Annotated in this window: 22 protein-coding genes; 12 read left to right on the forward strand and 10 right to left on the reverse strand. The window is 46.5% G+C overall.

Annotated features, from left to right (window positions below; genetic code table 11):
• Window positions 1–57: 57 nt before the first annotated feature.
• Complete coding sequence (locus QUB64_RS18975) at window positions 58–531, reverse strand: hypothetical protein (RefSeq protein WP_333275352.1); 474 nt, start codon at window positions 529–531, stop codon at window positions 58–60.
• Window positions 532–703: 172 nt separating this feature from the next.
• Here QUB64_RS18975 and uvrB point away from each other — a divergent pair, with 172 nt between their 5' ends.
• Both uvrB and QUB64_RS18985 read left to right on the forward strand, forming a co-directional pair.
• Window positions 704–2,716 carry an excinuclease ABC subunit UvrB gene (uvrB, locus tag QUB64_RS18980; protein WP_333275354.1) on the forward strand — a complete coding sequence of 671 codons (2,013 nt, stop codon included), beginning with the start codon at window positions 704–706 and terminating at the stop codon, window positions 2,714–2,716.
• A gap of 140 nt (window positions 2,717–2,856) precedes the next feature.
• Window positions 2,857–3,300, forward strand: a complete 444-nt coding sequence (locus tag QUB64_RS18985; RefSeq protein ID WP_333275357.1) for a DUF2281 domain-containing protein — start codon at window positions 2,857–2,859, stop codon at window positions 3,298–3,300.
• Window positions 3,301–3,390: 90 nt separating this feature from the next.
• Here QUB64_RS18985 and QUB64_RS18990 read toward each other — a convergent pair whose 3' ends face one another.
• A complete protein-coding gene (locus QUB64_RS18990; RefSeq protein WP_333325614.1) occupies window positions 3,391–3,699 on the reverse strand; it encodes a hypothetical protein in 309 nt (102 codons plus the stop codon).
• 629 nt (window positions 3,700–4,328) lie between these two features.
• Between QUB64_RS18990 and QUB64_RS18995 the strand changes: the two genes are divergently transcribed.
• Window positions 4,329–4,595 carry a hypothetical protein gene (locus QUB64_RS18995; RefSeq protein WP_333275361.1) on the forward strand — a complete coding sequence of 89 codons (267 nt, stop codon included), beginning with the start codon at window positions 4,329–4,331 and terminating at the stop codon, window positions 4,593–4,595.
• 69 nt (window positions 4,596–4,664) lie between these two features.
• Here QUB64_RS18995 and QUB64_RS19000 read toward each other — a convergent pair whose 3' ends face one another.
• From QUB64_RS19000 to QUB64_RS19010, 3 genes are all read right to left on the reverse strand, one after another.
• Window positions 4,665–5,189 (reverse strand): hypothetical protein, encoded by a 525-nt coding sequence (locus QUB64_RS19000; RefSeq protein WP_333275362.1) that lies wholly within the window; start codon window positions 5,187–5,189, stop codon window positions 4,665–4,667.
• Window positions 5,182–5,664 (reverse strand): hypothetical protein, encoded by a 483-nt coding sequence (locus QUB64_RS19005; protein ID WP_333275364.1) that lies wholly within the window; start codon window positions 5,662–5,664, stop codon window positions 5,182–5,184. Before QUB64_RS19005 ends, QUB64_RS19000 begins: the two co-directional genes overlap by 8 nt.
• Before the next feature lie 72 nt (window positions 5,665–5,736).
• Window positions 5,737–6,774: an NADP(H)-dependent aldo-keto reductase gene (locus QUB64_RS19010; protein WP_333275366.1), complete on the reverse strand. Its 1,038-nt coding sequence runs from the start codon at window positions 6,772–6,774 to the stop codon at window positions 5,737–5,739.
• Window positions 6,775–6,969: 195 nt separating this feature from the next.
• On the opposite strand from QUB64_RS19010, the gene QUB64_RS19015 reads away from it, so the two are divergent.
• From QUB64_RS19015 to QUB64_RS19035, 5 genes are all read left to right on the forward strand, one after another.
• A complete protein-coding gene (locus tag QUB64_RS19015; protein WP_333275368.1) occupies window positions 6,970–8,094 on the forward strand; it encodes a DegT/DnrJ/EryC1/StrS family aminotransferase in 1,125 nt (374 codons plus the stop codon).
• Window positions 8,095–8,567: 473 nt separating this feature from the next.
• Entirely contained in the window at window positions 8,568–9,443 is an 876-nt protein-coding gene (gene crtB / locus QUB64_RS19020; protein ID WP_333275370.1) for a cyanoexosortase B, read from the forward strand.
• An 8-nt stretch (window positions 9,444–9,451) separates the two neighbouring features.
• Entirely contained in the window at window positions 9,452–10,150 is a 699-nt protein-coding gene (locus QUB64_RS19025) for a cyanoexosortase B system-associated protein (protein ID WP_333394165.1), read from the forward strand.
• 617 nt (window positions 10,151–10,767) lie between these two features.
• Complete coding sequence (locus QUB64_RS19030; protein WP_333278321.1) at window positions 10,768–12,348, forward strand: polysaccharide biosynthesis/export family protein; 1,581 nt, start codon at window positions 10,768–10,770, stop codon at window positions 12,346–12,348.
• A gap of 415 nt (window positions 12,349–12,763) precedes the next feature.
• Window positions 12,764–14,998, forward strand: coding sequence for a GumC family protein (locus QUB64_RS19035; RefSeq protein ID WP_333278318.1), 2,235 nt, complete (start codon window positions 12,764–12,766; stop codon window positions 14,996–14,998).
• A gap of 533 nt (window positions 14,999–15,531) precedes the next feature.
• On the opposite strand, the gene QUB64_RS19040 is transcribed toward QUB64_RS19035, so the two are convergent.
• The 3 genes from QUB64_RS19040 to QUB64_RS19050 all read right to left on the reverse strand — a co-directional run bounded on the left by QUB64_RS19040 (window position 15,532) and on the right by QUB64_RS19050 (window position 21,684).
• Window positions 15,532–19,671 (reverse strand): beta strand repeat-containing protein, encoded by a 4,140-nt coding sequence (locus QUB64_RS19040; RefSeq protein ID WP_333278316.1) that lies wholly within the window; start codon window positions 19,669–19,671, stop codon window positions 15,532–15,534.
• 726 nt (window positions 19,672–20,397) lie between these two features.
• The gene (locus QUB64_RS19045; RefSeq protein ID WP_333278315.1) at window positions 20,398–21,213 is read right to left on the reverse strand and encodes a hypothetical protein; all 816 of its coding nucleotides are present in this window, start codon (window positions 21,211–21,213) and stop codon (window positions 20,398–20,400) included.
• A 192-nt stretch (window positions 21,214–21,405) separates the two neighbouring features.
• Window positions 21,406–21,684, reverse strand: coding sequence for a hypothetical protein (locus tag QUB64_RS19050; protein WP_333278313.1), 279 nt, complete (start codon window positions 21,682–21,684; stop codon window positions 21,406–21,408).
• 715 nt (window positions 21,685–22,399) lie between these two features.
• Between QUB64_RS19050 and lpdA the strand changes: the two genes are divergently transcribed.
• From lpdA to QUB64_RS19070, 4 genes are all read left to right on the forward strand, one after another.
• Window positions 22,400–23,839, forward strand: coding sequence for a dihydrolipoyl dehydrogenase (gene lpdA / locus QUB64_RS19055; protein WP_333278310.1), 1,440 nt, complete (start codon window positions 22,400–22,402; stop codon window positions 23,837–23,839).
• Window positions 23,840–24,127: 288 nt separating this feature from the next.
• Complete coding sequence (locus tag QUB64_RS19060; RefSeq protein WP_333278308.1) at window positions 24,128–24,619, forward strand: DUF4365 domain-containing protein; 492 nt, start codon at window positions 24,128–24,130, stop codon at window positions 24,617–24,619.
• On the forward strand, window positions 24,616–25,158 hold the full coding sequence (locus QUB64_RS19065) for a hypothetical protein (protein ID WP_333278306.1): 543 nt from the start codon (window positions 24,616–24,618) through the stop codon (window positions 25,156–25,158). Before QUB64_RS19060 ends, QUB64_RS19065 begins: the two co-directional genes overlap by 4 nt.
• 175 nt (window positions 25,159–25,333) lie before the next feature.
• Window positions 25,334–25,723: an SCO4402 family protein gene (locus QUB64_RS19070; RefSeq protein WP_333278304.1), complete on the forward strand. Its 390-nt coding sequence runs from the start codon at window positions 25,334–25,336 to the stop codon at window positions 25,721–25,723.
• Between the two features lie 2 nt (window positions 25,724–25,725).
• Here QUB64_RS19070 and QUB64_RS19075 read toward each other — a convergent pair whose 3' ends face one another.
• On the reverse strand, window positions 25,726–26,037 hold the full coding sequence (locus tag QUB64_RS19075; protein ID WP_333278302.1) for a hypothetical protein: 312 nt from the start codon (window positions 26,035–26,037) through the stop codon (window positions 25,726–25,728).
• A 454-nt stretch (window positions 26,038–26,491) separates the two neighbouring features.
• Complete coding sequence (locus tag QUB64_RS19080; RefSeq protein ID WP_333278300.1) at window positions 26,492–26,881, reverse strand: hypothetical protein; 390 nt, start codon at window positions 26,879–26,881, stop codon at window positions 26,492–26,494.
• Between the last annotated feature and the right edge of the window lie 9 nt (window positions 26,882–26,890).

The raw sequence follows: 26,890 nt of genomic DNA on the forward strand, positions 1-26,890 counted from the left end.
ATGACTAATGACTAATGACTAATGACCAATGACTAATGACCAATGACTAATGACTAATTAATCTAAAAATCCCATTAAGGTGGAGCTATCGTCAATGTCGTTGGAAGCAATTGGTCGGTTGCCTCCCATTGTCGAGTAAACTTCATCAATGTGCAGAGTGCTCATGGCTACGGGGCGCGCACCGGACATACTGAACATTTCGCTGACTTGCATGGCGCTGGAGCCGATCGGGCGTCTGCCGAGTGTAGCCACCACTTCAAAGTCGCTGGCTTCGATCGGGCGATTGCCTACAATACCGTAGGTTTCGCTGATGTGCAGGGTGCTGGTGCCGATCGGGCGATTCCCCGAGATCGAGACTGTCTCGCTGATGGTAAAATCGTTTGGACCGACGGGGCGGTTGTCATGTAGGACTTGCGGCTGATAAAGTTGAATGCCCGCTGATTTGGCTTCGCTGGCGGGTGGTAGGGCCTTGGTAGTGCCTTTGTTGCGGCGGGCGCTCGCTTTGACTTGATCTTTGGGTGTGAGAGGCATAATTTTTTTTTCCTTGCTGATTGATGGGTTCGGACAACTGCTTTTCTGGGCTTTCTGCTTTCTATTGCGGCCGATAATTAAAATAATATTATAAAGTTTAACTATTTTGTTAACGAAATTGCAGATTCTCTGCATTTTTGTTAAGATTTATCGGTAATAGCGAAATTTTCCTATGGTAACTGCGGCAGCATCTTTTCAATTGCAAGCGCCCTTCCAGGCCACGGGCGACCAACCGCTAGCGATCGCCCAACTCGTCAAAGGCATCCAAGCAGGCGATCGATTTCAAACGTTACTCGGCGCCACAGGTACGGGCAAAACCTTCACCATTGCCTCGGCGATCGAAAAAATCGGTAGACCCACCTTAGTCTTAGCACACAACAAAACCCTGGCCGCTCAACTGTGCAACGAACTGCGCAATTTTTTCCCCAACAATGCAGTCGAATACTTTGTCAGTTATTACGACTACTACCAACCTGAAGCTTACATCGCCGTCAGCGATACTTTCATTGAGAAGACGGCATCAATTAACGACGAGATCGATATGCTGCGACACTCCGCCACGCGATCGCTATTTGAACGCCGCGACGTAATTGTCGTAGCATCAATTAGCTGCATCTACGGTTTGGGAATGCCCGCAGAATACCTAAAAGCTGCGATTCCTTTGCAAGTAGGAATGGAAGTCAACCAGCGCCAAATATTGCGAGATTTAGTTAACGTCCAATACAGTCGCAACGACATCGATTTAGGCAGAGGCAAGTTTCGCGTCAAAGGCGACGTTGTAGAAATCGGCCCCGCCTACGAAGATCGAATTATTCGCGTCGAATTCTTCGGCGATCAAATTGATGCCATTCGCTACGTTGACCCCGTAACTGGTAAAATTCTGCACAGTACAACCGCTTTAAATATTTATCCAGCCCGCCACTTTGTGACGGCAGATGATAAATTAGAGGCAGCTTGCCAAGGAATAGAACTCGAATTAGAAGACCAACTGGCAGTATTTGAAAAAGAGGGAAAACTCTTAGAAGCGCAGCGGTTAGAACAGCGCACTCGCTACGATTTGGAAATGCTGCGCGAGGTGGGATACTGCAACGGAGTCGAAAATTATTCGCGGCATTTAGCAGGCCGAAATGCCGGACAACCGCCGGAATGTTTGATTGATTATTTTCCGAAAGATTGGATGTTGGTAGTAGATGAATCCCACGTCACAGTGCCGCAAATTCGGGGAATGTACAACGGCGACCAAGCCAGGAAAAAAGTATTGATCGAACACGGTTTTCGATTGCCAAGTGCAGCAGACAACCGCCCGTTGAAAGCAGAGGAATTCTGGGCAAAAGAGAATCAATGTATCTTTGTTTCTGCAACTCCTGGGAATTGGGAAATGGAAATTTCGGAAGGGAGAGTTGCCGAGCAAGTAATTCGCCCTACGGGAGTAGTCGATCCGACAATATTCGTGCGCCCGACTGAAGGACAAATTGACGATTTGTTGGGAGAAATCAAGGAGAGAGTCACTCGGGACGAGCGAGTTTTGGTGACGACTTTGACGAAGCGGATGGCGGAAGATTTAACGGAATATTTGCAGGAAAGGGCGATTAGAGTCCGGTATTTGCACTCGGAAATTCAGTCGATTCAACGCATCGAAATTATTCAAGATTTGCAGGATGGCAAGTTTGATGTGTTGATTGGAGTTAACTTGTTGCGGGAAGGTTTGGATTTGCCGGAAGTGTCGCTGGTGGTGATTTTGGATGCGGATAAAGAGGGGTTTTTGCGATCGGAACGTTCTTTGATTCAAACGATTGGGCGGGCGGCGCGCCACGTGCAGGGACAGGCTATTTTGTACGCGGATAATTTGACTGACAGCATGGTTAAGGCGATCGACGAAACCGATCGCCGCCGTGGAATCCAGCTAGCGTACAATAAGATGCACGGGATTACGCCGCAGCCGATCGCCAAAAAGCGATCGACTAACGCGATTCTGGCGTTTCTGGATGTGTCGCGCAAGCTAAACTCGCAGCAGTTGGAGGAGGTTTACGAACAGGTGGACGAGTTATCTTTGGATGAGATTCCTCAGTTAATCGGGCGCCTGGAGACGCAGATGAAGGCGGCGGCGAAGAAGTTGGAGTTTGAGGAGGCTGGTAAGTTGCGCGATCGAATTAAGCACCTGCGTGATAAACTGTTAGGTCATTAAGCTTTTTGTCAGAGAGTTTAGGGGGTATTTTTAACCGCAGATGCACGCAGATAAACGCTGATTAATTGCAGAAGTCTGCGAATTTGTTCATCGGCGTGCATCTGCGGTTTTGATACTCCATAACGATTTGGGAGATAGCAATGAGCAAATTTCAGTTATTCGATGCAGTGAGTTTAACCGAACCTATCACCCTCGCCGATGGCTTAATTGCACCACCAGAAACAGCCGGGGCAATTGTTGAGATATTCAAAAATGGTGAAGCATATTTAGTCGAGTTATTTGGCGGATGGGTGAAAGCGGAAGTTGGCGGAGATTTTGTGACTGCAACTCAGGATGAACCCGAATCATTTATGGAAACTATCGGCGTTGAGACGGTTTATCCCCATCAGTTGCAATTAGTGAAATCTGCCCGCGAAATTACGGGAGTTCGAGAACAGTTAATGTCTGTGTTAGATAATTTACCTGATAATTTAGTGGCAGAAGTCCGCGACTTTGCTGAGTTTTTGGAGCAAAAACAAGCAAAATCATTCAACTCGGCGGTTGAAACCGCGTCTATACAAGCAAAACCCGCCTGCGCGGGTTGAAGAATGTGCGCGGGTTGAAGAATGGCGGAGATTGTGCGATCGCCCTTTACCATTGTCGTATTTTTGGGATGGGAAGGGCGATCGTACTTTTTACCAGCTTTCTACCCTTTCTGCGGAATAAAGGCGATCGTGACAATCTGCATTTGATGAACCATCGTTATCCCAGTCATTTGGCTGCCAATCACGTTCGCGCCTCAAGTCTTTTATTTCTTGTTGCTGTTCAAGGTCTTTTTGCTCAAAGGATTTTATAGTTTTATCCTTTGCTTCGTTTTCCTCAAGCAAACTGCGGTACGATTCCGCCAAAGCGCGGTGCGACTCCGCCAAAACAGAGAGGGTTTTCTGAGTCCGCCGAAGGTCGGTGTACAACGACTCGCATTCTGGAGTATAATGGTGGCACATATATTTCAAAAGTTACGTTGACTTGTGGTGGTCGGAAGTTGAGATGTCAAACCACCGTGAGTTCGCTTAAAGCAAAGGCCCTTGTCTGAATTAGTAGTTCAGGCGGGGCTTTTCCGTATCACATAGGATGCGATATTGCCAAAAATCCAAGACTTTAGAGCAAACATGTTCAAATGTGAAAATTCAGGAGTCAAGGATTCAGTATTACGACAAATACAAGACATTAAAAGGTTATCGTTCTTACACTTGGGGTGAGGACTATTTCTTCTGTCTTGCACTCTCCCAGTCTACACTAATAAACTTACATTGGCAACCCCCAACTATGAAATTTTAGGATAATCTTTAAAGGTTATAATCTCTCAATATATCCCGCTTATCCAAGATAATATGAGAAATTAAAATGTGTATATGTGACTCTCAAAATTTTGACAATCAAATGATTCAGCATACCTGACTATTGTGAAAAAGGCTCAGAGCGATATTTGAAATATATTATAATTAATGTACTTACCCGGATACTTAGGTATTAATTGCTTAGCATTTAACTAATCCCGATCTTTTAACAACTGTCCTCGATCTTTGTCATAACTGACCAAACATTCCCAGGGATAGCAGCAATTGGCTGGGGCTTGGGGCGAAGGCGATCCTATCTGGAAAAATCCCAGCTCTGGGAACTTGAAAAATTGTTGAGTTCGGGATGCTATGGCCTCGATCGCCCCTCTCTCCCATTTCCTCTGCGTCAAGAACGATCGCCCAAAACATCCTCTTTCATTGTGGTACGGGCGTCTCGCCCGTACATGATTTGTGGTACGGGCGTCTCGCCCGTACATCATCTGCGGTTAAAATATTCATTGACAACAAAAAGTGCGATCGCCTATTCCCAGCGCTGGGAATAGATGTTAAACAAGGTTTAAATATTCATTGACAACAAAAAGACCGATCGCCCAAAACACTACCCAAACCAACTACTTGCCTAATACCACAGCATCCGTACTGCTAGCAAAAGCCGGACGAATAAACTCCTCCTTCTCGAACAGCGTGATGTAACCTTTATCTACAGCTAGCTGCATCACTTCCTCAAGAAAACCTTTGAGCACATCTAATACGTGAGTGCGATCGAACTCAAAAACCTTTTCCCAGCAGGAAGTTCCAAACGTGCTCAAAGTACAGCTAATGCGATCGTCCCTAGGAAGCAACCTAATCATCAACCAACTCTCAGGAAAATCTATTGATATTTTGTGACCTTGCGATAGCTTAGCAATTTCCTGTGGAAAGTTATCCTCTATCATCATGGAAATATCTAAATCTAAAAATACCTCTATTTTCTCATCACCTATTTCTATTAAAACTTTATGGTCGCATTCAAAGCAGAAACGTCGCCATCCCATTTCAAAATGAGAAAGCTCTCCCAATGGATCTTCAGGAGGCTCTGCGTAGTTTTCTAAGAAACGCTCGGCTAATTTAAAATTAAATTTTTGACTGCTATTCATCGCTGCTACTCCTACTTCTATTAAATTTTCGTAGAATTACCCCATCTACTATAGGATAACCACAATTCAGAGTTCCATCAATATTCCTTTGAATAAAAGCGCGACTGACGTTCTCAGTTAGAGTTCGATTGGGATGGTAAACTCTACCAATAGGACGCTGAAAATCAATGATGTATTGACCTCGATATTTAGGTACTAATTGCTCAGCTATTATCCAATCCTCTGAATTTAGCCATTGTCCTTGGTCATCTTTAGTGCTTGCAGCTCTTCCCATAAGTTCATGGGGTTTAAGTTGGGAGCCGTGATGACGAGCAATATGGTCGTAAGCTTTCGTTGATTTAGGATTGTTCCATTGGGGTTCTGTTCCTCTACCTGTCCATTCACAACCGCTGCCAACTTCTACGCTAGAATCTATTATATCCTGTTCTATAATTTCTGCCACTTCGGTATTTTTTTTAATTGGTACAACATACATAATATAAAAAAGTTGTAAGTTGGGCGAAGTGAAACGTAGAATTCGTTACCTCAACCCAACCTACTAATAAACTTACGGCGTGGGATTCGGATACTTAGCGTGCACCGCATTGATTTCCGCTACAATCTCCTTATCCAGCGTCACCTCCAAACTACCGAGATTTTCCTCAAGTTGGGCGATCGATGTTGCACCGATAATTGTGCTAGTAACAAACCACCTAGAGCGCACATAAGCCAAAGCCATCTGCGCCGGACTCAACCCGTATTTTCGAGCAATCTCAACATACGCTTTCACCGCATCATTCAAATTAGTTCTATCGTAACGCTGACCGAATCCTGCGAATAAAGCCAGTCGCGAATTTTCCGGGACTTCATTCAAGTATTTGCCCGTCAAAACTCCGAATCCCAAAGGACTGTAAGCCATCAATCCTACATTTTTAAAACGGCAAGTTTCTGCCAAATTAATCTGAAAAGTCCGATTGCTCAAACTAAAAGCATTCTGAATCGAAACAACTTTCGGCAAACCGTGTTTTTCGGCCAACTCGCAAAACTCGCAAACTCCCCAAGGCGTTTCGTTGCTCAAACCCAAATAGCGGATTTTCCCAGCTTTAATCAAGTCAGCAAACACCTCTAACTGTTCTAAAATTGGTATTGTTTCGCGTTCTTGAGCGATGTCGTAGTCCGGCGCACCAAATAGCGGTACGTAGCGATCGGGCCAGTGGATCTGATAGAGGTCGATGCAGTCAGTTTGCAGGCGCTTCAGGCTGTCGTTGAGAGCTTTTTCGACATTTGGGCGATCGATCTGATTTTTCCCTTCCCGAATCCACTTCAATCGAGTGCTTCTCCCGGCTACCTTAGTCGCTATAATGACTTTATCCCGCTGCTGTTTCGCCAACCATTCACCGATATATTCCTCGGTTTTCCCCTGAGTTTCCGGCTTTCCCGGCACCGGATACATTTCTGCCGTATCGATAAAGTTGATGCCGCGAGCGATCGCAAAATCGAGTTGCTCGGCCGCTTCTGCAACCGTATTCTGCTGACCGTAAGTCATCGTACCCAAACAAATTTCAGATACTAATAAGTCGCTATCGCCTAGTTTTTTGTATTCCACGATCTCAATTGCCGAAAAATTATCTAATTCTATATTACCGAAAAACCTTGATTTAATATACAGCTCAGAAAAGTGAGATCGGCTTTCTCCTCTATTCCTCTTTTTCTCTGCGATCTCTGCGCCCTCTGCGGTAAAAAAAAATAAAATATCTCCGCAATTAAGTGCTAAAATAAATAATTACTCTCCCTCCGATGTATGAGCAGTCGCCAGCCAAAAGTTCCATTTGTAAACCTTTACCTGCAACACCAACCAATCGAATCTCAAATAGCAGCAACACTTGGAAAAATTATCCAGCACGGAGACTTTATTTTAGGTGAAGCACTGGCAGAATTTGAAACAGCATTTGCAGCAGCTTCTGGAGTACAATACGGCGTAGGAGTGGCTTGTGGAACTGATGCGATCGCCCTCGGACTCCAAGCTTGCGGCATTGATGCGGGCGACGAAATTATCCTCCCAGCCAACACTTTTATCGCCACCATAATTGGTGTGATTCAAGCCAAAGCAGTACCTATTCTGGTAGATTGCGACCCGGAAACCGCCCTGATTGACCTGACAGCAGCCGAAACAGCAATAACCTCGAAAACTAAAGCAATTATCCCCGTACATCTCTACGGTCAAATGGTGTCGCCCAGGCAAGTTTTAGATTTTGCCAACCGTCACGATTTGATCGTATTTGAAGATGCGGCGCAAGCGCATTTAGCCGAAAGAGAAGGATACCGCGCGGGTTCTTTTGGAAAAGCCGCAGCATTCAGCTTTTATCCCAGCAAAAATCTCGGCTGTTTTGGCGACGGCGGGATGTTAATTACTAACGATGCAGAAGTCGCAGAAAAAATGCGAACTCTTCGCAATTACGGAGCACCAAGCAAATATTTGCACGCGGAAATCGGCACTAACAGCCGCCTTGACAATTTGCAAGCGGCGGTGCTGAATGTGAAATTGCCTTACTTGGAAAAATGGAATCGCGATCGCCACGAGGCCGCCCAACACTACAATACTCTACTAGAACCCCTGAAACACAAAGGCATTATACCGATCGCCAATCACAGCGGCACAGGTCACATTTATCACCTCTACGTAATCCAGATTACTGACAAAAGCCCGATCGGCCGCAACACCCTTCAGGAAAAGCTGACCCGAGAAGGCATCCAAACAGGCATCCACTATCCCATACCTTGCCACCTGCAACCAGCCTACCAAAACTTAGGCAATCCGGGCGACTTCCCCCACGCAGAAACCCTGTGCGAACAGATTTTATCATTGCCAATGTATCCCGGATTGAGCAATACTCAGATCGAGCAGGTTGTACGGGCGATCGGTTGACAGTTGACAGTTGACAGTTGACAGTTGAGAGAAGGAAGAGTTGACAGTTGACAGTTGACAGTTGACTGAAGGAAGACAGAAGGAAGACGCAAGACGCAAGACTCAAGACTCAAGACGGAAGAAGACTTACACAGTAAACTGTTTAGCGATCGGTATTTTACCTTGAATTAAGTGGATTTTACTTAATTGTTTATAAAAGTTATGCTAAGGATCGTGAATTAAATAATTTACACAAGTTTGTGGGGTGGGATCTTGTAGCCCGCCCACCCTTTCCGGACGGGATCCCCCGCCCATCCCACAAGAAGCATAAAAATTGTAAGTTATTTAATTCTCATTCCTAAGAGTGTTGCAAGCATTAGAGTGCAATGCTCACAGCATTGGAGTTGAGAATTAACAAATTTTTAACTCATAATAGTTCAAAACCGCTTTCGCGTTGCGAACCCTCGTGCGACAATCTCCAAACTTCTCAAACCATGCACATCCAGCGCAGAATACGCATTGTTCTCAAGCGATACCTCCTGGGGGAAGGTATCGGGGTGCTCCTAGTGCTGCTGTACGCCCCTCTGGTAGTACACTGGTACGACGGCTGGTTAAACAAAAACATCAGCATCGAACACGAATATTTCAGCCACGGACTAATAGGTTTGCCCTACGCGGCTTATATTGCTTGGACGAACCGAAAGTGCTGGCTGCGCTTGCCCAACTCGCCGCATCCTTTGGGAAGCTTTTTGCTGATAGTAGCGACGCTTTTTTATCTGAGTCGCTTAAGCGATTTGGTGAATTTATCCCTACCACTAATGCTAGCCAGCATTTGCTTGTCTTTAAAAGGATTTCCCGGCTTAAAATTGCAAACAATGCCGCTTTTATTCGTATTTCTGGCCTCACCAAACCACATTCCTTACCTCATAGAACCCTACGCATTGCCGTTGCAGGACTTCATTGCTAAAACATCAGGCTTGATATTAATTAAGGTTGGTCTCAACGTGAGAGTGGAAGAAATTTATCTGTACGTAAACGATCGCATTGTCGAAGTGGCGCCCCACTGTGCAGGCTTAAAAATGCTGTTTACCAGTCTTTACGTCAGCTTAATTCTGCTAGATTGGACTGGAGTTTCGACTTCCAACAAAAGAAGCATTTTGTTTTTAGCTAGTACATCTATAATTAGCATCACTTCCAACATTCTCCGCAACACTTTGCTAACTTACTTTCACGGAACCAAGAGAGAGAGTCTTTTTACTTGGCTGCACGCCGGATGGGGTGGAGACTTGTATTCTGCTTGTATACTAGGCTTATTGGTACTTCTCATCAACGGGATGGAAAAGTATTTCCCAAGCCAGTCTGCCAATTAATGAAACAAATGATTTCAGCACGGAAACTATGGCGGCGGTACCAATCTAAAATTGTGGTACTGGTGTTTTTGCTGGTACTGGTTGCGGCAGTAGCAATTCCCGGCTACGCAACGGGAAGGTGGCCTTGGACAAACCCGCCACCAGTTGCAAACCTCAAGCAATTGAAAAGTTTGCGCCAACACGGGATGAGACTTCCCGGCTGGCTGGTGATTCGCGTCCAGAATCAAGTCCAAATTGGCGGTCACAGGTGGTTAGTTGAAGAAATTAAAAATCATCAAACAATTGCCATTTTATTGCTAATGCCTCAAAATGACCCCAAAAACCAGCCGCAAGTAGAATGGCTAGATATCGATGGATTTCATCGGTGGCAAACAGATTCTCATCGCACTTTGAGATTTAGAGTTAAATTAGCAAAAATATCCGACAACCCGCCGCCTACCGTCGAGGCCCGGTTTTTCCGAAGCTGGACTCCCCAACAAACTTTTGCTGTCGTGCAGTGGTACGCTTGGTCTAACGGCGGTTCTCCAGCAACCAGCCGCTGGTTTTGGGAAGACAGCATTGCGAGACTGTCGAACCGCCGCGCCTCTTGGGTTGCTGTCAGTATCATCGTTCCCATTCCACCGCAGAGCGACATTAAGATAGTTGAACCGCTGCTGGAATCTTTGGGCGAAACTGTTCAGGCTCAATTAATGGCAGAAACTTTCTGATAATTGATAATGGGCAATGGGTAATGGGTAATTGGTAATGGGCAATGGGTAATGGGTAATGGGTAATTGGTAATCGGCAATGGGTAATTGGTAATTGGTAATCGCTGGTGCCTAGAGCAGAGTCTCAGGTTTTTGGAGGTACAGACGCTTGTGAGAAAACTTGATATTCGCAGAATTGAATCTGGAATACCTCCTGTCGGTAATAACGGCTATATAAGCCAGTCAAACCTTTATATCGTCAGTAGGGACGGGGCGGATTTATATAATTTGTTGATAATTATCAAATATATCGGCAAAATTGCCCCTACAAAACTTAATATAGTGTCCGAGGGCTTAACCACAATCAGATTCGTTCGTAGTGCCCCCTGAGCGTCCGCAGCATGAGAGCGGACTTTCGTGGACACTAAAACGTTCGCGCGTGCGGACGCCAGGACGCAGCTTGAGAGCGTCCTGGCGTCCGCACGCGCGAACCGTTTTTGTTATGGTAATCGACCGGAGATGAGATAACATGATACAAGTCCGAATCAAACGGACACGATCTAATTCCCAATTGTTAAATCTCCAATCTAAAATAGTATAATTTATCTAAAAACTCAATAATTTTATTGACTGCGCAAATGCAACTCAAACAACCGCGAAAACTTCAAATTACTACCGTTTTTTATATCCTCAAAATGCGGGATAAATTCCTAATTAAAAATCCTGTTGCTTTTTTCTTGGCAGGCCTGTATTCAACTGCTTGGACTCTATCTTTTGCTGCTGTATTCTCGGGGTTTAACGGCAAAGTTTTTGCGGAAACGGCTTTAGCCCAATCTGTTGTTCCTAATTCTGAGCGGCTCGTACCGCCACCGCCACTGCGCGTACCGCCACCGCCACCTGCACAGCCGAACCGGGAAATTAACCCAGCTTTTCGGAATCGGCCCTACCGCCTGGGCCCGGGAGACCAGATTTCTGTTCAAGTTGAGCGCTTCCCCGAGCTAGGTTTTACGGGTGCAATCAGCCCTGAAGGGGTAATTGTACTGCCACTAATCGGAACAGTAAATGTGCGCGGCCTTACCATCGAAGAAGCACAGCAGCGCCTCCGCGAGCGGTTCACCCAATTTATTAAAAATCCTCAAGTTTCGGCTGCTTTGCTGGTTCAGCGCCCGGTTGTGGTGACGGTGACGGGGGAAGTGGCGAGACCTGGTTTTTATCCGCTGCAAACCCCGCAGCTTCCGGCGGCTCTGGCGGCTGCTGCTGGGACTACTCCGACGGCCGAACTGCGGGCGGTGCGGGTGCGCCGGACTTTGCCGGGTGGTGCTGTCGCTGAGCAAGTTGTTGATATTTTGACTCCGCTGCAAACTGGTATTGCTCCGCCGGATTTGCGTTTGGAAGATGGAGATGCGATCGTCGTACCGTATAAACAGGTTACGCCCGATCGCAAATCCGATCGAGATTTAGCATCCAGATACAGCCTAGCCGCTGCCACTGTCCCCGTCCAAATCACTGTCACCGGAGAAGTCGGCAAACCTGGTTTTTACACGCTTCCGGCGGGTTCTGGTCGAATTTCGGCTGCTTTGGTGGTTGCGGGGGGAGTCACGGGAAAAGCCGATTTACGGGCGGTGCGAGTGCGACGGACGCTGGTAGACGGCTCCTCGTTGGAGGAGCCCATCGACCTCTACACTCCCCTAGCAAAGGCTAACGATTTGTTTGATTTTCCTTTGGCCTCGGGAGATGTGATTGTCATCCCGGAATTGGACGCTAGTATCAAAAACCTAGACTACGACAAAGCTTTGGTGGCGAGGTCTACGCTGATTAAGCCCAGGATCTACGTTCGAGTTTTGAGTTACGCTAGTGGTGGTTTGACTTCGTTCTACCTAGAAAATGGCAGCAAGTTTTTGGATGCTATCAACAATTTACCTGTGAATCTAGCTGACTTGCGGAAAATGGCCTTGATTCGGTTCGACCAAAAGCAAGGTAGAGCAATCAACCGAAAGATAGATGCGAAAGCTGCTTTGGAGGGCAATGTTTCTCAGAACCCGATGCTGGAAGATAACGATGTGATTGTGATTGGTAGGAATCTGGTAGAGCGTATTGGTTATGCAATCAATACTTTTACTAGACCATTCCGCGATACTTTGGGATTTATTCTGTTCTTTGAGCAGTTGAGAAATGGGGTGAATAATCTGTTTGGGCCATCTAATAATAACAATAGGTAGTTATTGGTCATTACTTATTGGTCCTGCCGTCATTGGTCCTGCCGTCCTGCCGTTATTGGTCATTGGTCATTCAGTAGGTGGTTACAAATAAACACGCTTATGGGGAGGACGGGTTTTGTAATCGTAAACTCACTTCTATCAAAGATTGTTAGCTACACCTACCCTACAAGATACTATGTTTTTTGCCCTTACCTACTTAGGAATGGCAATTAAATAAATTAAGCGACTTGCTTGTTACTTTCGCTCTGCGAAAGTAACGAAGATCCGGAGGAAGAGCCTCCTTTTACGAACCAGCTTATAGGAGAGAGGACTGTAGGAGCTGTTTAAGTTATTAAATTTTAGTTCCTTAGTTATGATTTATCGTTAGCAATTCTTCAATTCTTCAATTCTTCAATTCTTCAATTCTTCAATCCTTATGAGTTTATCAGTTGTTAAACGTTATTTAATTGCTTTCGACCAATACAAGTGGGTGGGACTGGCCACTCTGGCGGTGACTGTGGGCGTGTCGGGAGTAGTGGGCATGCAGCCAACTCCGGCGCCGGTTTACGTTGCTACAGGTACGCTGTCATACCGCAGGCCGAGTGTGATTTTTTCATCGACTACTACCAAAATTCAACAGGAAGGACAAGAAATAACTAAAGATATGCTACAGGATACAGAGAAGGTGATTGAACCAGCAGCAAAAAAAGTAAAGATTTCTGCCCAAAAGCTGAAAGACGGCGTTCAGATCAAAATGCCGACCAAGAGTAATGACCCCAGCGCTTTGATTCAAGTATTGTACAAAAATGCCGATCGCAAAAAAGCAAAAGAGGTAGTAGAGGCGCTGATGAACGAAATGGTGGCTCGCAGCCAAACTCTTAATCGTGATAAACTCCAACAAACGATCGCCCAAATTAAAGAGCGCTTGCCGAAAGTAACTCAGGAACTCAGGGAGGCGGAAGAAAAACTTGAAGCCTACGAAAAACGAGAAGGAACTTCAATTTTAGCAGCTCAGAACGGTACTTTGCCGCCAGCGATTATCGGCAACGAACAGTTGCAGCGGCAACTCCGCGTGCAGTTGGGAGGAATTGAAGCTCAAATCAAAAGCTTGCAGGATCGCTTGGGATTGAATGTGGATCAAGCTTACGTCGCTCAAGCACTGTCTGCAGATCCAATTATTGCACAACTGCGAGTGCAACTGTTTTCGATCGAATCTCAGCTCAAAATTCTGCGCAGCGACTTGCAGGAGGAACACCCGAAAATTGTGGAATTGCTGAAACAAAAACAAGCTTTTGAGCAGCAGTTGCAGCAGCGACAGTCGGAGGTGCTCGGCGGTAACGGGGTGGCTGCTCCGCTCAGAAGTGCCGATCGAATTCGGATAGACTCTTCTTTAGACCCGGCGAGACAGCAGTTAGCTCAAAGTTTGATTGCTTTACAAACGCAGCGGGATATGGTAGGACAGCAACTCAAAGGAGTCGAGCAAACTGAACAGCAATTGCGCCAGGAATACGCGAAAATCCCCAACAAGCAGTTAGAACAAGCGCGGTTAGCCCAGCAAGTGGGGCTGAAAAAAGCTCTCTACGATAAGATGCAGTCGGCTTTGGTAGATGCTGAGGCGGCGGAAGCTGAGACAACGGGGAGTTTGACAATCGCCCAACATCCCAAAACTGATGATGTTGAGTCAAGCAAGAGAGGTTTACCGGTGATGCTGGCGGTGGGCGGATTTGTGGGATTGCTGCTGGGCGGCGGGTTGATATTTTTGTTGGGGATGCTCAACGGCAAGTTTTACAGTTGGGAAGAAGTGCGGGCGGCTTTGGTGGAAAAAGAGGTGCCGATACTGGCAGTTTTGCCTGAAGTGACGGTGTTTGATTCCTATGGGGATGAGATGCCTCTGGCTTTGGAGCCCAATTCCCCTTATTTGGACTTTTACGATCGGTTGCGGACTAATTTGCGCCGAATTGGTGAAAAACCTGTGAAGGTGGTGTTGCTGACTTCGGCGGCTCCTTTGGAGGGGAAGAGTTTTAGTGCTTACAATTTGGCAATTGCGTCGGCAAGATCGGGTAAACGGACTTTGTTAATTGAAGCAGATTTGCGATCGGCTTCTAATGTGGAGTCTTTGAAAATCGCTACTGATCCTCTGGCGGCGGTGGAACCTTTGCACTATTACGGCAATATGAGCGAGTGCGTTTTGTTGGTTCCCGAGGTGGAGAACCTATACGTTGTACCGAGTCCGGGCTTTTTGCGGCAGGCTTCGGCGGTGCTCGAATCGAGCGAAATGCGGAGGTTGTTTGAGGATGTTCGCAACCGCTTTGATTTTGTGGTTGTGGATTCTCCGGCGTTGAGCGAGTGCAATGATGCGCTGACGCTGGAACCGTACACGGACGGTATGATTTTGGTGGCGCGGCCTGGTTACACTCTGGCTAGTATGCTGTCTGAGGCTGCGGATCAGTTGCTGGAATCAGAGGAGGATGAGTCGCATAAATCGGGGCCGCGGCTGTTGGGGGCGATTATTAATGGTGCTGATATTGCGGTGAAGTTCCGCAACGATCTTGATGAGTTGGAGTTGCCTTTGAGTGCGATCGAGGTGCGAAGTGCGATCGAAGTGCGATCGAGGCAATTACCGCCGCAGTCAAAGTCAAAAAACAAAGCTATTAATAGTAAATTCAACTAATTTACGCCGCTTGATTAGACTTGAATAGCATTCGGGAGCATCTCAGTTTTGCATTTGTTGTGCTGTCGCCGATCGCGAGTATTATACAGCTTGCGATCGGGGACAGCACTGTAAAAAAAATGTTTTTTGCAGTTTGAGATTTCAGTCTTTGAGGTACGTAGTTGCGCGAAGAGCGCTCTTTGCTCTTTGAAGGCAGAGATACGTATACCCTTTCAAGCGAAAGATGAGGTACTTGACGGGCTATGGGCATAGGGCATAGGGCATAGGGCATAGGGCATAGGGCTATGGGCATAGGGCATAGGGCATAGGGCATACCTCACCACGCTTGAGAACCGCTATAGTTGCGATCGCTCTTGGGGCTCGCATCCCAACTACGTGCCTCTGGTATGTAGTTGCAGAGGTACAGAAAACTGTCCGCAGCATCAAGCCAGGATGAGGCAGCATTTAAATCTGTCTGCCTATCCCACTTGACATTGGTGACAAGGCCAGAAAGTTGTCACCAATGATTAAAACCCACTAACGCAAATTGCTAGTCAAAAGACCTGCTTAGTAAATTGGTTGTTCAAGGCGACGAAACCAGGATTAAGCTTCGGGTCTGTGAGTGAATTCAACCAGCTATCGGTGGCACCGAAGTTGGGGACTGAGTTGGAATTAATCCCGACGTTAGAGGCTCCGATTCCAGCACCCATCGCCACCTCGTTGGCGATAAATTTGTTCACCAAATCTGCTGTTCCCGGAGCCGGAGCCCCAGGCAAGCTGGAAGTCTTTCGCAGGCCACTGTCGAGTAGATCGTCGTTTGTCAAAGTGAGACTACTTGCGGTTCTATTCCCAAATTCAACGTCATTATCCACGATCGTCATAACGGCCGTACTTTGGGTGCCAATCGTGGCTCCTGTCGGGTTAACCAAACTTAAATTGACAGTTTCGTCAAGCGGAAAGAAAGCGCCATCCGGGAAAAGGTCATCGATAATGGGAATGGTGATGGTTTTGGGTGTTAAATCCCCAGCGGCAAAATTGACAGCGATCAAACCATTGGTGTAATCAGCAGGGGCTGTAGCAGTACCATCGGTCAAGTTCACGTAAGCTGAGGCTGCACCGAGAGGACTGCCAGTACGAGTCACTGTCACGGCTGTAACGGGCGTTCCATCTTCGTTGACACTGAAGAAAGGGGCGCTGAATTCGAGGGTGCTGTCATTGTCTACGATCGTCGTAACGGCCGTACTTTGGGTTCCAATCGTCGCATTGCCTGTCGGGTTAACCAAACTTAAATTGAGATTTTCGTTACCCTCTACCAAAGTGTCATCGACAATGGGAATATTGACCGTTTTGGGTGCAGAATCTCCAGCGGCAAAATTGACAGAAATTGGAGTATTGGCGTAATCACCAGGGGCTGTAGCAGTACCATTCGCTAAGTTCACAGTAGCTGAAACTGCGTCAGCGCTACTGCCAGTGCGAGTGACTGTCACGGGTATAACCGCTACGCCATTTTCTCTGATCCTGAAGTTAGGGGCACTAAATTGCAGGGTGCTGTCATTGTCTATGATGTCGAAAGTGGCGGTACTTTGGGTTCCAATCGATGCATTGCCTGTCGGGCTGCCCAAAGTTAAGCTGAGATTTTCGGTAGTCTCCACCAAAGTGTCGTTGACAATGGGAATATTGACGATTTTGGGTATCTCGTCCCCAGCAGCAAAATTCACAACGATCGGATTACCGGTGTAGTCAGCAGGGGCGATCGCAGTACCATTTGCCAAGCTGACGGTGGCTGACACAGGCCCAGAAGTAACACCAGTGCGAGTTACTGTCACGGCTGCGATCGGGGTTCCATCTTCGTTGACACTGAAGAAAGGGGAACTAAATTGCAGGGTGCTGTCATTGTCTAAAATGTCCACACTGGCGGTACCTTGCGTTCCAATCGAAGCATTGCCTGTGGGGTTAACCAAAGTTAAATTGATATTTTCGGTAGGTTCTACCAAAGTGTTGTTGACGATCGGAATATTGATGACTTTGGGTGTAGCATCCCCAGCAGCAAAATTGACAGGAATCGGAGTAGAGATGTAGTCACTAGGGGCTGTAGCAGTACCGTCGGCCAAGTTCACGGTGGCTGAGACTGCACCAATGGTATTGCCAGTGCGAGTGACTGTCACGGCTGCAACGGGCGTTCCATCTTCTCTGAGGGTAAAGACAGGATCGCTAAATTGCAGGGTGCTGTCATTGTCTAAGATGTTCAAAGTGGCGGTACTTTGGGTGCCAATGGTGGCATTGCCTGTCGGGCCAACCAAACTTAAATTGACTGTTTCGGTAGGCTCTACCAAGGTGTCGTTGACGATCGGAATATTGACGACTTTGGGTGTAGAATCCCCATCGGCAAAACTGACAGGAATCGGAGTACCGGTGTAGTCACCAGGGGCTGTAGCAGTACCATTAGTCAAGTTCACGTTGGCTGAGACTGCACCAGCACTACTGCCATTACGAATGACTGTGACGGCTGCAACGGGCGTTCCATCTTCGTTGACGCCAAAGGTAGGGGAACTAAATTGCAGGCTGCTGTCGTTGTCTACGATGGCTAAAGTGGCGGTACTTTGCGTTCCAATCGTGGTATTGCCTGTCGGGCTACCCAAGGTTAAGTTGACGGTTTCGGTAGGCTCTACCAAAGTGTCGTTGACGATCGGAATATTGACGACTTTGGGTGTGTTGTCCCCAGCGGCAAAATTGACAGCAATTGGAGTGTTGGCGTAGTCACCAGGGGCGATCGCAGTTCCATCGGCCAAGCTGACGGTGCCTGACACAGCACCAGCCGTACTGCCAGTGCGAGTGACTGTTACGCTGGCGATCGGCGTTCCATCTTCGTTGACACTGAAGCTGGAGGCACTGAATTGCAGGCTGCTGTCATTGTCAATGATGTTCAAACTGGCGGTACCTTGCGTTCCAATCGTCGCACCGCCTGTCGGGTTAACCAAACTTAAGTTGACAGTTTCGTTACCCTCTACCAAAGCATCGTTGACGATCGGAATATTGATCGTCTTGGGTGCAGAATCGCCAGCGCCAAAATTGACCAGGATGGGACTATTGTTGTAATCAGCAGGGGCTGTAGCACTACCATTGGCTAAGTTCACAGTAGCTGAAACTGCTGCGGTACTGCTGCCAGTACGAGTGACTGTCACGGCTGCGCTCGTCGTCCCATCTTCATTGACACTGAAGGTAGGAGCACTAAATTGCAGGCTGCTGGGAGGAAGAGTGTCATTGTCCACTATGTTCAAAGTGGCAGTACCTTGCGTCCCAATCGTTGCACCACCTGTAGGGCTGGCCAAAGTTAAGTTGACAGTTTCGTTACCTTCCACCAAAGTGTCATCAACAATGGGAATGGTAACGGTTTTGGGTGCAGAATCGCCAGCGGCAAAATTAACCAGGATGGGACTATTGTTGTAATCAGCAGGGGCTGTAGCACTACCATTGGCTAGGTTCACAGTAGCTGAAACTGCTGCGGTACTGCTGCCAGTACGAGTGACTGTCACGGCTGCGCTCGTCGTCCCATCTTCGTTCACACTAAAGGTAGGAGCACTAAATTGCAGGCTGCTGGGAGGAAGAGTGTCATTGTCCACTATGCTCAAAGTGGCAGTACCTTGCGTCCCAATCGTTGCACCACCTGTCGGGTTTGCCAAAGTTAAGTTGACAGTTTCGGTACCTTCCACCAAAGTGTCATCGACAATCGGAATGGTAATAGTCTTGGGTGCAGTGTCCCCAGCCGCAAAATTGACAGCGATCGGAGTACCGGTGTAATCACCAGGGGCTGTAGCAGTACCATTGGTCAAGTTCACAGTAGCTGAAACTGCGCCCTCGCTGCCACCGGTGCGCGTTACGGTTACGGCTGCAACCGCTGTCCCGTTTTCGTTGACGCTAAAGGTTGGGGCGCTAAACTGAAGGCTAGACGGATTTGCCGTCCCTTGATAGTCAATCTTTCGCACCAGGTAGTCGGAACTATCGTCTTTGAAGGCGGTGGCGGTGTAGGCAGCGGTGGGGCTATCGTAGGCTTTGGTGGAGAACCGCAGTTCGTCAAAAGCAGTGTTGGTGAGAGGCTTGGCTTCTATCTTGAATTGGAAACTGCCATCGGCCTGATCGCCAGTGAAAGTCACTCCATCTGAACCCACAGTAATCGGTTTTTGGGCGCTCGGAGCGTTGAGGCGAGTGATGGTAAAATTGCTGGCTGGTACCAGAGTCCCATTATTAAAGATTTGTAGCAAACCAACTTCATTACCTTGATCGCCAACTCCTGGGCTAGTTTTGATACCCAAGGTGCTAAGGTCGATCGTCGCGCTAGTGATATCTTGGTTATTTCCCCATTTCAGCTTCAGCGCCTGAGATTGATTTGTGTTGGGATTATAGTTGATTTCCGCTCTAATTTTACTAGGGTCGGTGAACCAACCATCATAGGAAGAAGGGACACCAATACCAAAACTACTGCCATAACTCAACCAGCTTTTAGGATTTTCATTAGTTGGTAAGGTGAGGTTGGCGATGACAGTAGGATCGAGATAATCTGTTTCCACGCCATCAAAAGCTATCCCAGATAGTTTAATACCTTGATTCTGGGCAGCAGTAGGCCATTTTGTGATTAAATCATTGACGGTAGTGAAATTAGTGGTTTGACCCAAAGAACCATTCAATGGAGTAGGCATAGCTTCTCTTTTGATAGTAATTAACGATTAGAAGTGACTTAAAACCAAAGGGTTAGGCTTTTTTGATAGTTTATCGGTCACGATAAGCAGTGTTTCATCGTCAATGACTGCGATCCGGACAAATTTCAGATAAATTTTTCAGCCCTGCAAATAGCGGGTTTTCCACCTACGTAGAGCAGAGATTGAATAATTGTAAACATACGTAAATTTACGTATAATAATTATCAAAATATGTGAAGGTGTAGTTGGAGAGCAGCAGTGTTCTCTCTGCACGCTCAACGTCAATACAGTTGGGTTAAAGTTTTTTGTCATTGCGAGGAACGAAATATTTCTAGAGTGCGTCAAAGTAAAGATGTACCAAAAAAACATTGAAAATCTTACAGCGACGCACACCCGCGACACTATTTGAGCCAACAAACCCAAAAATTATACCAATTTCCAAAATCAATGCAACAGTATCTGTAGGGTGTGTCGCTATCGACAATCTCTAAAAAAGAGTAAAAATCTAATAGCGACGCACCTTACACATTGGGTGAACGAAACAAACCCCAAATTTTTAGGGTGGCAAGATTTTTTATAAATGGTATTATTTGGTAGCAATACTTTTGAAAATTGCTATTAAAAGCAATACGCTTGGGTTAGAGGTTGTCATTGCGAGGAACGGCTCGCGAAAGCTAACGTTCCTGGGAATGACCGAAATAGGTTACTAATCCCTAAAATCCCATACTATCTGACACTCCGTGCAAACCAACACCGCATCAACTCAACCTGAAAACAATAACCATCCCCAACTTCCTCAATCAACTCTCGTTGCAGAAGCAAACCGACAGCATCATAACCATCAGGAAACTCTTGCAAAATAGTTTTATCCCTGACGATTCCCCCTTCCCCTTGAGCTGCCAAAAACTGCAAAATAGCTAATCCTGCTGCATCAACTTGATTGCTTTGAATATCTGCAAAGAAGAAACTGCCAACACTTAAAGCCTCTGGGATTGCTGCTTCGACATCCGCTAAAGTTGCCAGTCGGCGCATAGAGGGGTTTTGCTCGTTTTTGAGGGCGACAATTTCAGCGCAGAGGAGTTGTACCAGGAAAGGGTGACAGCGGGTAAGTTGCAAAACTCGATCGACTGCATCGGGTTCGTAGCGCAGGGTAAAATCTGAGACGGGTTGCTGAATTAGTTGACGCGCTTCTGGTTCTTTTAGGTAGCTGATATGAACGACTTGGACATTGATTAAATAGCTAGCCCAACGCTGAAATTCTTCTATTGTATGACTACCAGCTAGCATTACTTTGAAGCGGGGACGATGTTGAATGAGGTGACGCAACATTCCGAGAACATCTTGCTCGTCAAAACGTCCTTTTCTGATGGCATCATCTAGCGCCTCGAATTCATCTAAGGCAAGCAGGGCAATATTTTGTGCTAGCGCTGCTTCTACTTTGTCCAGCCATTCATCAAAGCGGGTGAAAGGGTCATCTTGCAGTGTTTCGCGATCGAGAGATGGAAGAGTTAAGGCACTTTGGCGCTTCGTTGAGTTTGCCATACTCCTCGCGATATTGTAGAGAAACCCAGCAGAATCACTGGCTGATGAAACTGGGCCTTGCAAGTCTACAAACATGGGAATAGTATAACCGTAGGGGCGATCGCACTCTCACGCAAAAACCAGCCAGGGCGATTGCCCGCCAGCTTATATCATCCGTCATTTGCCGGACAAGATTAATTAAAATGTGTCGCACTACTGATTAGATTCCGGGCGTTTCTGGCGCTTGTTCTGGATAAACTGTTCTAAATCGGCGATCGCATCTTCAAAATCCGACAAATTAATTTTTTTAGATTTAGCCTTCTTTGGCGGACTCGCAGACTCACTAGGAGACTTAGCTTGAGGCGACGGAGACTGAGGCTGTGCCGCATCAGGGTTGGAAGCTTCTATATAATCGAACAATTCATCCAAGGACTGAAAAAAAGATTGAGCCGAGGCCCGGCGTGAATCTTTCAAGTCATCGTCTTCCATCATAAGCCACTCCATAGACTTCAAAACTTGCCGAGAAACTCTGCCCGCCGGCACGTGCAGATATTAGACATCAAAACCTCAATCAACTAAAACCCTTGGGAAATTTCGCTTTTATCCGAGGCCAGATCCCCCGCTCATCCCCCTTAAGAAGGGGGACTTTGAGAATAATTTTGCCGAGTCTCGATCCTCTTAAATCCCCCTGCTTAATTGTTGGGGGACTTTGAGCGCCTTTTGTTCCCCCCTTCTGAAGGGGGGCTAGGGGGGATCGGACTTGGGGGACTTCGATCGCCTCTTGTCCCCCCCTTCTGAAGGGGGGCTAGGGGGATCGGGCTGGGGGACTCCGATCGCCTCTTGTCCCCCCCTTCTGAAGGGGGGCTAGGGGGGATCGGGGTCTAAGCATCCAACACTACACCGGCACTGCATTTGACTTGGTTGTTGACACGAAAGGGCCCTGTCAGCCATCAATCTGTACTTAACTTTACACCCGCCGAGTCAGTGATTTGAGACTTGGGCCACACCCAGCTCAAAATCATCCACCCTGAAAAAATCTCAGTTACTGTCTAATTAACCCTAGTCTAGTCGAGAATAAGGACACAGGACTTATGCAACTATTGCCGCTGTTCAAGGGTTGCGATCGCAATGCGCCACCTCGAAAGGACGGATAGACGGTGTTTTTTGCTTGATTCCTAAGATTTCAAAGGCATTAGGAGATTTTAAGGTGACTCAAGGATTTGATTACGATTTAGCAATTATCGGCGCTGGCGTGGGCGGACACGGGGCGGCCATACACGCGGTTAGCTGCGGGCTGAAAGTGGCAATTATCGAAGCGGGTGATATGGGCGGGACTTGCGTCAACCGCGGCTGCATTCCCTCGAAGGCGCTGTTGGCGGCTTCCGGGCGGGTGCGGGATATGCGGAATGCCCACCACCTCAAGACTTTGGGTATTCAGTTGGGAAGTGTGGATTTCGATCGCTCTTCGATCGCCAATCACGCCAATACTATTGTTAGCAAACTACGCGGCGATTTGACAAACAGCCTCAAACGTTTAAACGTAGATGTCATCCAAGGTTGGGGCAAAATTGCCGCTGCTCAAAAAATCACCATCGAAACCGAAAAAGGCGAGAAAACTATTACCGCCAAAGATATTATTCTCGCCCCCGGTTCGGTTCCCTTCGTCCCCCCTGGGATAGAAATTGACGGCAAAACTGTATTTACTAGCGACGATGCTGTCAGATTGGAATCGCTACCGAAGTGGATTGCAATTATTGGCAGCGGTTATATCGGTTTAGAGTTTTCGGATATTTACACAGCTCTCGGCTGCGAAATTACGATGATTGAAGCTCTCGATCAATTGATGCCGACTTTCGATCCAGATATTGCTAAATTAGCCGAACGAGTCTTAATTGCACCCCGCGATATTGAAACCAAAGTGGGTTTGTTGGCTAAGAAAATTATTCCCGGTTCGCCCGTAATTATTGAATTAGCTGATTTCAAAACTAAGGAAGTTGTCGAAGTTTTGGAAGTTGACGCTTGTTTAGTAGCAACTGGCCGAGTTCCCGTCAGCAAGAATTTGGGTTTAGAAGTTCTGGGCGTAGAAACAATGCGCGGTTATATCCCAGTGAACGACAAGATGCAGGTTTTGGTGGCGGGAGAACCCGTGCAGAACTTGTGGGCGATCGGCGATGTTAATGGCAAAATGATGTTAGCGCATACTGCATCTGCCCAAGGAGTTGCTGCTGTAGAAAACATTTGCGGCCGGAGTCGCGAAGTTGACTATTTGAGCATCCCGGCGGCAGCTTTTACTCACCCGGAAATTAGCTATGTGGGAATGAGTGAACCCGCAGCGAAGGAGTTAGGAAAAACCGAAGGGTTTGAAGTCGCTACTGTCAAGAGTTATTTTAAGGGAAATTCCAAGGCTATTGCCGAGGGTGAAACCGACGGTATGGCTAAGGTGATTTACCGGAAAGATACTGGGGAATTGTTGGGAGTTCACATTTTCGGTTTGCACGCTTCGGATTTGATTCAAGAGGCGGCAAATGCGATCGCCCAGCGCGATTCTGTGAACACTTTAGCATTCCGCGTTCACACGCACCCGACTCTTTCGGAAGTGTTGGATGAGGCTTTCAAACGGGCGGCTGGGGCGGCGGGCGGTCATTAATTTGTAGGGGCGGTGTTACCCAAAGCGTGTCAACTCAAGTCTCAACCCTTGAGAAATTTCGTTTGCAGTCGAGTCTAGATCCCCCGCTCATCCCCCTTAATAAGGGGGACTTTGGAATCCATTTTTCTGCTTTTTGACAGGGGCTTTGAATGCTCTTGTCCCCCCCTTCTTAAGGGGGGCTAGGGGGGATCGAGGGTTTATTATATCAACGGGAGGCTGGTACTATGTTTGATGTGTTTGGTGACTGGAATGTGCGATCGCGATCGCCCTTTTGATAATTGTGTTTAAATGGAACTAAACCAGCGAAAAGAACAATTTAGCAAAGCTTACATCCGCGCTGTGGCAGCAGTGGCTGGCTGTTCGGTAGATCAACCCGAAAATGATTATGACAGCGTTGACCTCTGTATCAAAGCTGTCGATCGCGATCCAGTACAGCCGCACCGCCTCGAATTGCAGTTAAAATGTACATCAAGAGATGTACTCAATGCCCAATGTGTTAGATATCCGCTCAATGTCAAAAATTACAACGACTTGAGAGTGACTGCCTTTATTCCCCGCCTGCGGGTTGTAGTTTTAGTGCCGGAAAATATCGGGGAAAGGATACAACAGTCTGAACAGGAAATGTTGCTCAGGCATTGTGCCTACTGGTTATCTTTGCGGGGAATGCCAGAAACTCAAAATACCAGTCGCGTGACTGTTGAGTTGCCCCGCAGCAATCAGTTTACAGCAGAGTCTTTACAGTCCATTATGCAGCGCATTAGCCAAGGAGATATCCCATGAAAGTAACTGTACGGGATTTTGAAATTTTTAAGAATTTGGATGTGAATGTAATTATAGCATATTTACAAAAAAATGGCTGGCAAGAACACAGTCGAATTTATGACAATAAAGGGGTGATTTGGGTTAAAAAAAATGATGCGGGAGATGTGTTTGATATCGCATTACCTCTGACGCGGGACTTTGCGGATTATCCAGCTAGGATGGGAGATGCTGTCAAAAAGCTGGAACTGAGTGAAAAGCGTTCTCAATTAGAGATTTTAAGCGATTTAATTACTTGTTTAGAAAATACGGATATCCAAGGATTTGTTGTCAAATGCGATCGTGAAGCAGGGGAGGAAATTGGTAAAGTTGAGATGATGGGATTTGTGGTGGCTAAGTTGCAAAAAATCTATCTCGAATTGAAGGAAAATGATTTGATTTTGGCACTGAAAGCTTATCAGGAAAGAATTCCGGTGACTTGTAGTGGCGATTTGGTCAAAGAAGGTGGATATTTTGCTGGGAAAAATCTGCGGGAGTTTGCTTTGATGGCCCAGGAATAAGGCCCATTAGCGATCGAGTGCGATGTTATTCTTAGAAAAGATGGTGAAGTTATCGGGAGAAACGGTCAACGAATCATCGGTAGCATCAAAAATAATCCCACAGAAGCTCATATCCCTTTAGATGAATGGTTGCAGTGGCAAACCTGGTACGCACCTTAGTACAGGAGAAACTTGTATGGTACAATACCCGAAAATGAGAGAAGAGTTATTAGAAACTCTCCGCAGTTTGGCAGATCGAGAATATCAGCATAAATCTTGGCTAGAGAGCGATTATCCGCCACGAATTGAGTACGATAGTTTTGATGAGACGGTTCATTTTCTTTACGACGATACTGTGTTGGCAGAAAATCCTGAAGCGACGATCGGAGTAATTCTGGAAAATGACAAAGAAGCTTGTTTGATGGCAGCAGTTTGTCAGGCTATCGATTTAGTTTTTGAGGTGTTGGGGACAGAAGCTTCCGATGAGGAGTATGTTACATCTTCCGAGTGGACAAGCGTAGTTGAGGCGGCATCGAAAGCGTTGCAGGTGATGGAAAGTAAGGTGCAGAAAGCGGTTGAGGTTTAAGTTCAAGGGCGATCGACTTTCGCGATCGCACTTTCAGCAGAATGCTGTAAATCCGGCTGACTTTTGGCAATAACAAAAGGAGATTCGATATCGATGAGCCAGTTTTCATCAATAACTTTGATATTGGCATCTAAAATCAGAGTCAGTTCGCCAACTTCCTCATCGCCATCATCGCTAACTACGTTGTTGTCGCTAGCAGATAAATCAGCTTTGAGTAAAAATTTAAGTTTAATCCAGTCACAAGTCGGATGGTTGTTGATGATATTTGTGCCGAGCGATCGACTAACTAACTCAGCACAAATGGGATGAATCAAAGCAATCTCTTCGTAAAACTTATTATTGCTATCCCAGTAACCTCTTATTTTGTAATTACAGGATTCTAAATGTTGGGTGGCGAGGTTATTTATATGAATAGGTGCTAAGATTTAGCAAGTTCATCCCAATTATTGGGTAGAGATTCCATTGGTTGTGTGCGAGCCCGATTCTTTGATTAGACCAAAGATAGAACTTTGATTTTTCCTACTGACTATAACTTGTCTGATGAATGGTTGTTGAAGCGGTGAAAATCTCCTATGGTGTTGGAGAAACAGAATTAGTGATACTCAAAAAAAGAGCGATCGCACCTCAAGAATAGAAGGGCGATCGCCGGGAGCAGTTTACCTGTTTTCTGATTTCAATCCTGGAAAATAGAAAGGTAGCTTTGTTACAACAACAAAGTGTTATTTAATAACGGTACTTAGTTGTAGCTTCGCTAGCTTGATAATCGACTTACTTACAAGTTACTTTCGTGAAGTACATTGTACACTTTGCACAAAATTCCCATTCATTAGTTTTTGGATTCCACTGCATAGTGCCGAGGCTACCATCACGTTCGTAATCAAAACTTACGGCTTCGGTATATTGATTTGCCTTGCAAAAAGCATTGGCACCTTGCTGACGTGCTCTCTCGTTTAGTCCACTAGCGCCTTTTACTACTACATCAACTGGAATATTCTCTCCTTCCGTTGGATTGCGAAAAACACGGACATCAGTAGCAGCAATATTACTAGACTTACCAGTATTTCCATTGTTTTGATTGCTTTGGGCCTTTGTTGGGAGGTTAGATGCAAGAGTCGAAATAGTTAAACCTAGAACAAAAATACCTAAAATTCGTTTCATACCTTTTAT

The sequence above is a fragment of the Microcoleus sp. Aus8_D2 genome, from assembly GCF_036702665.1.
GTDB lineage: Bacteria > Cyanobacteriota > Cyanobacteriia > Cyanobacteriales > Microcoleaceae > Microcoleus.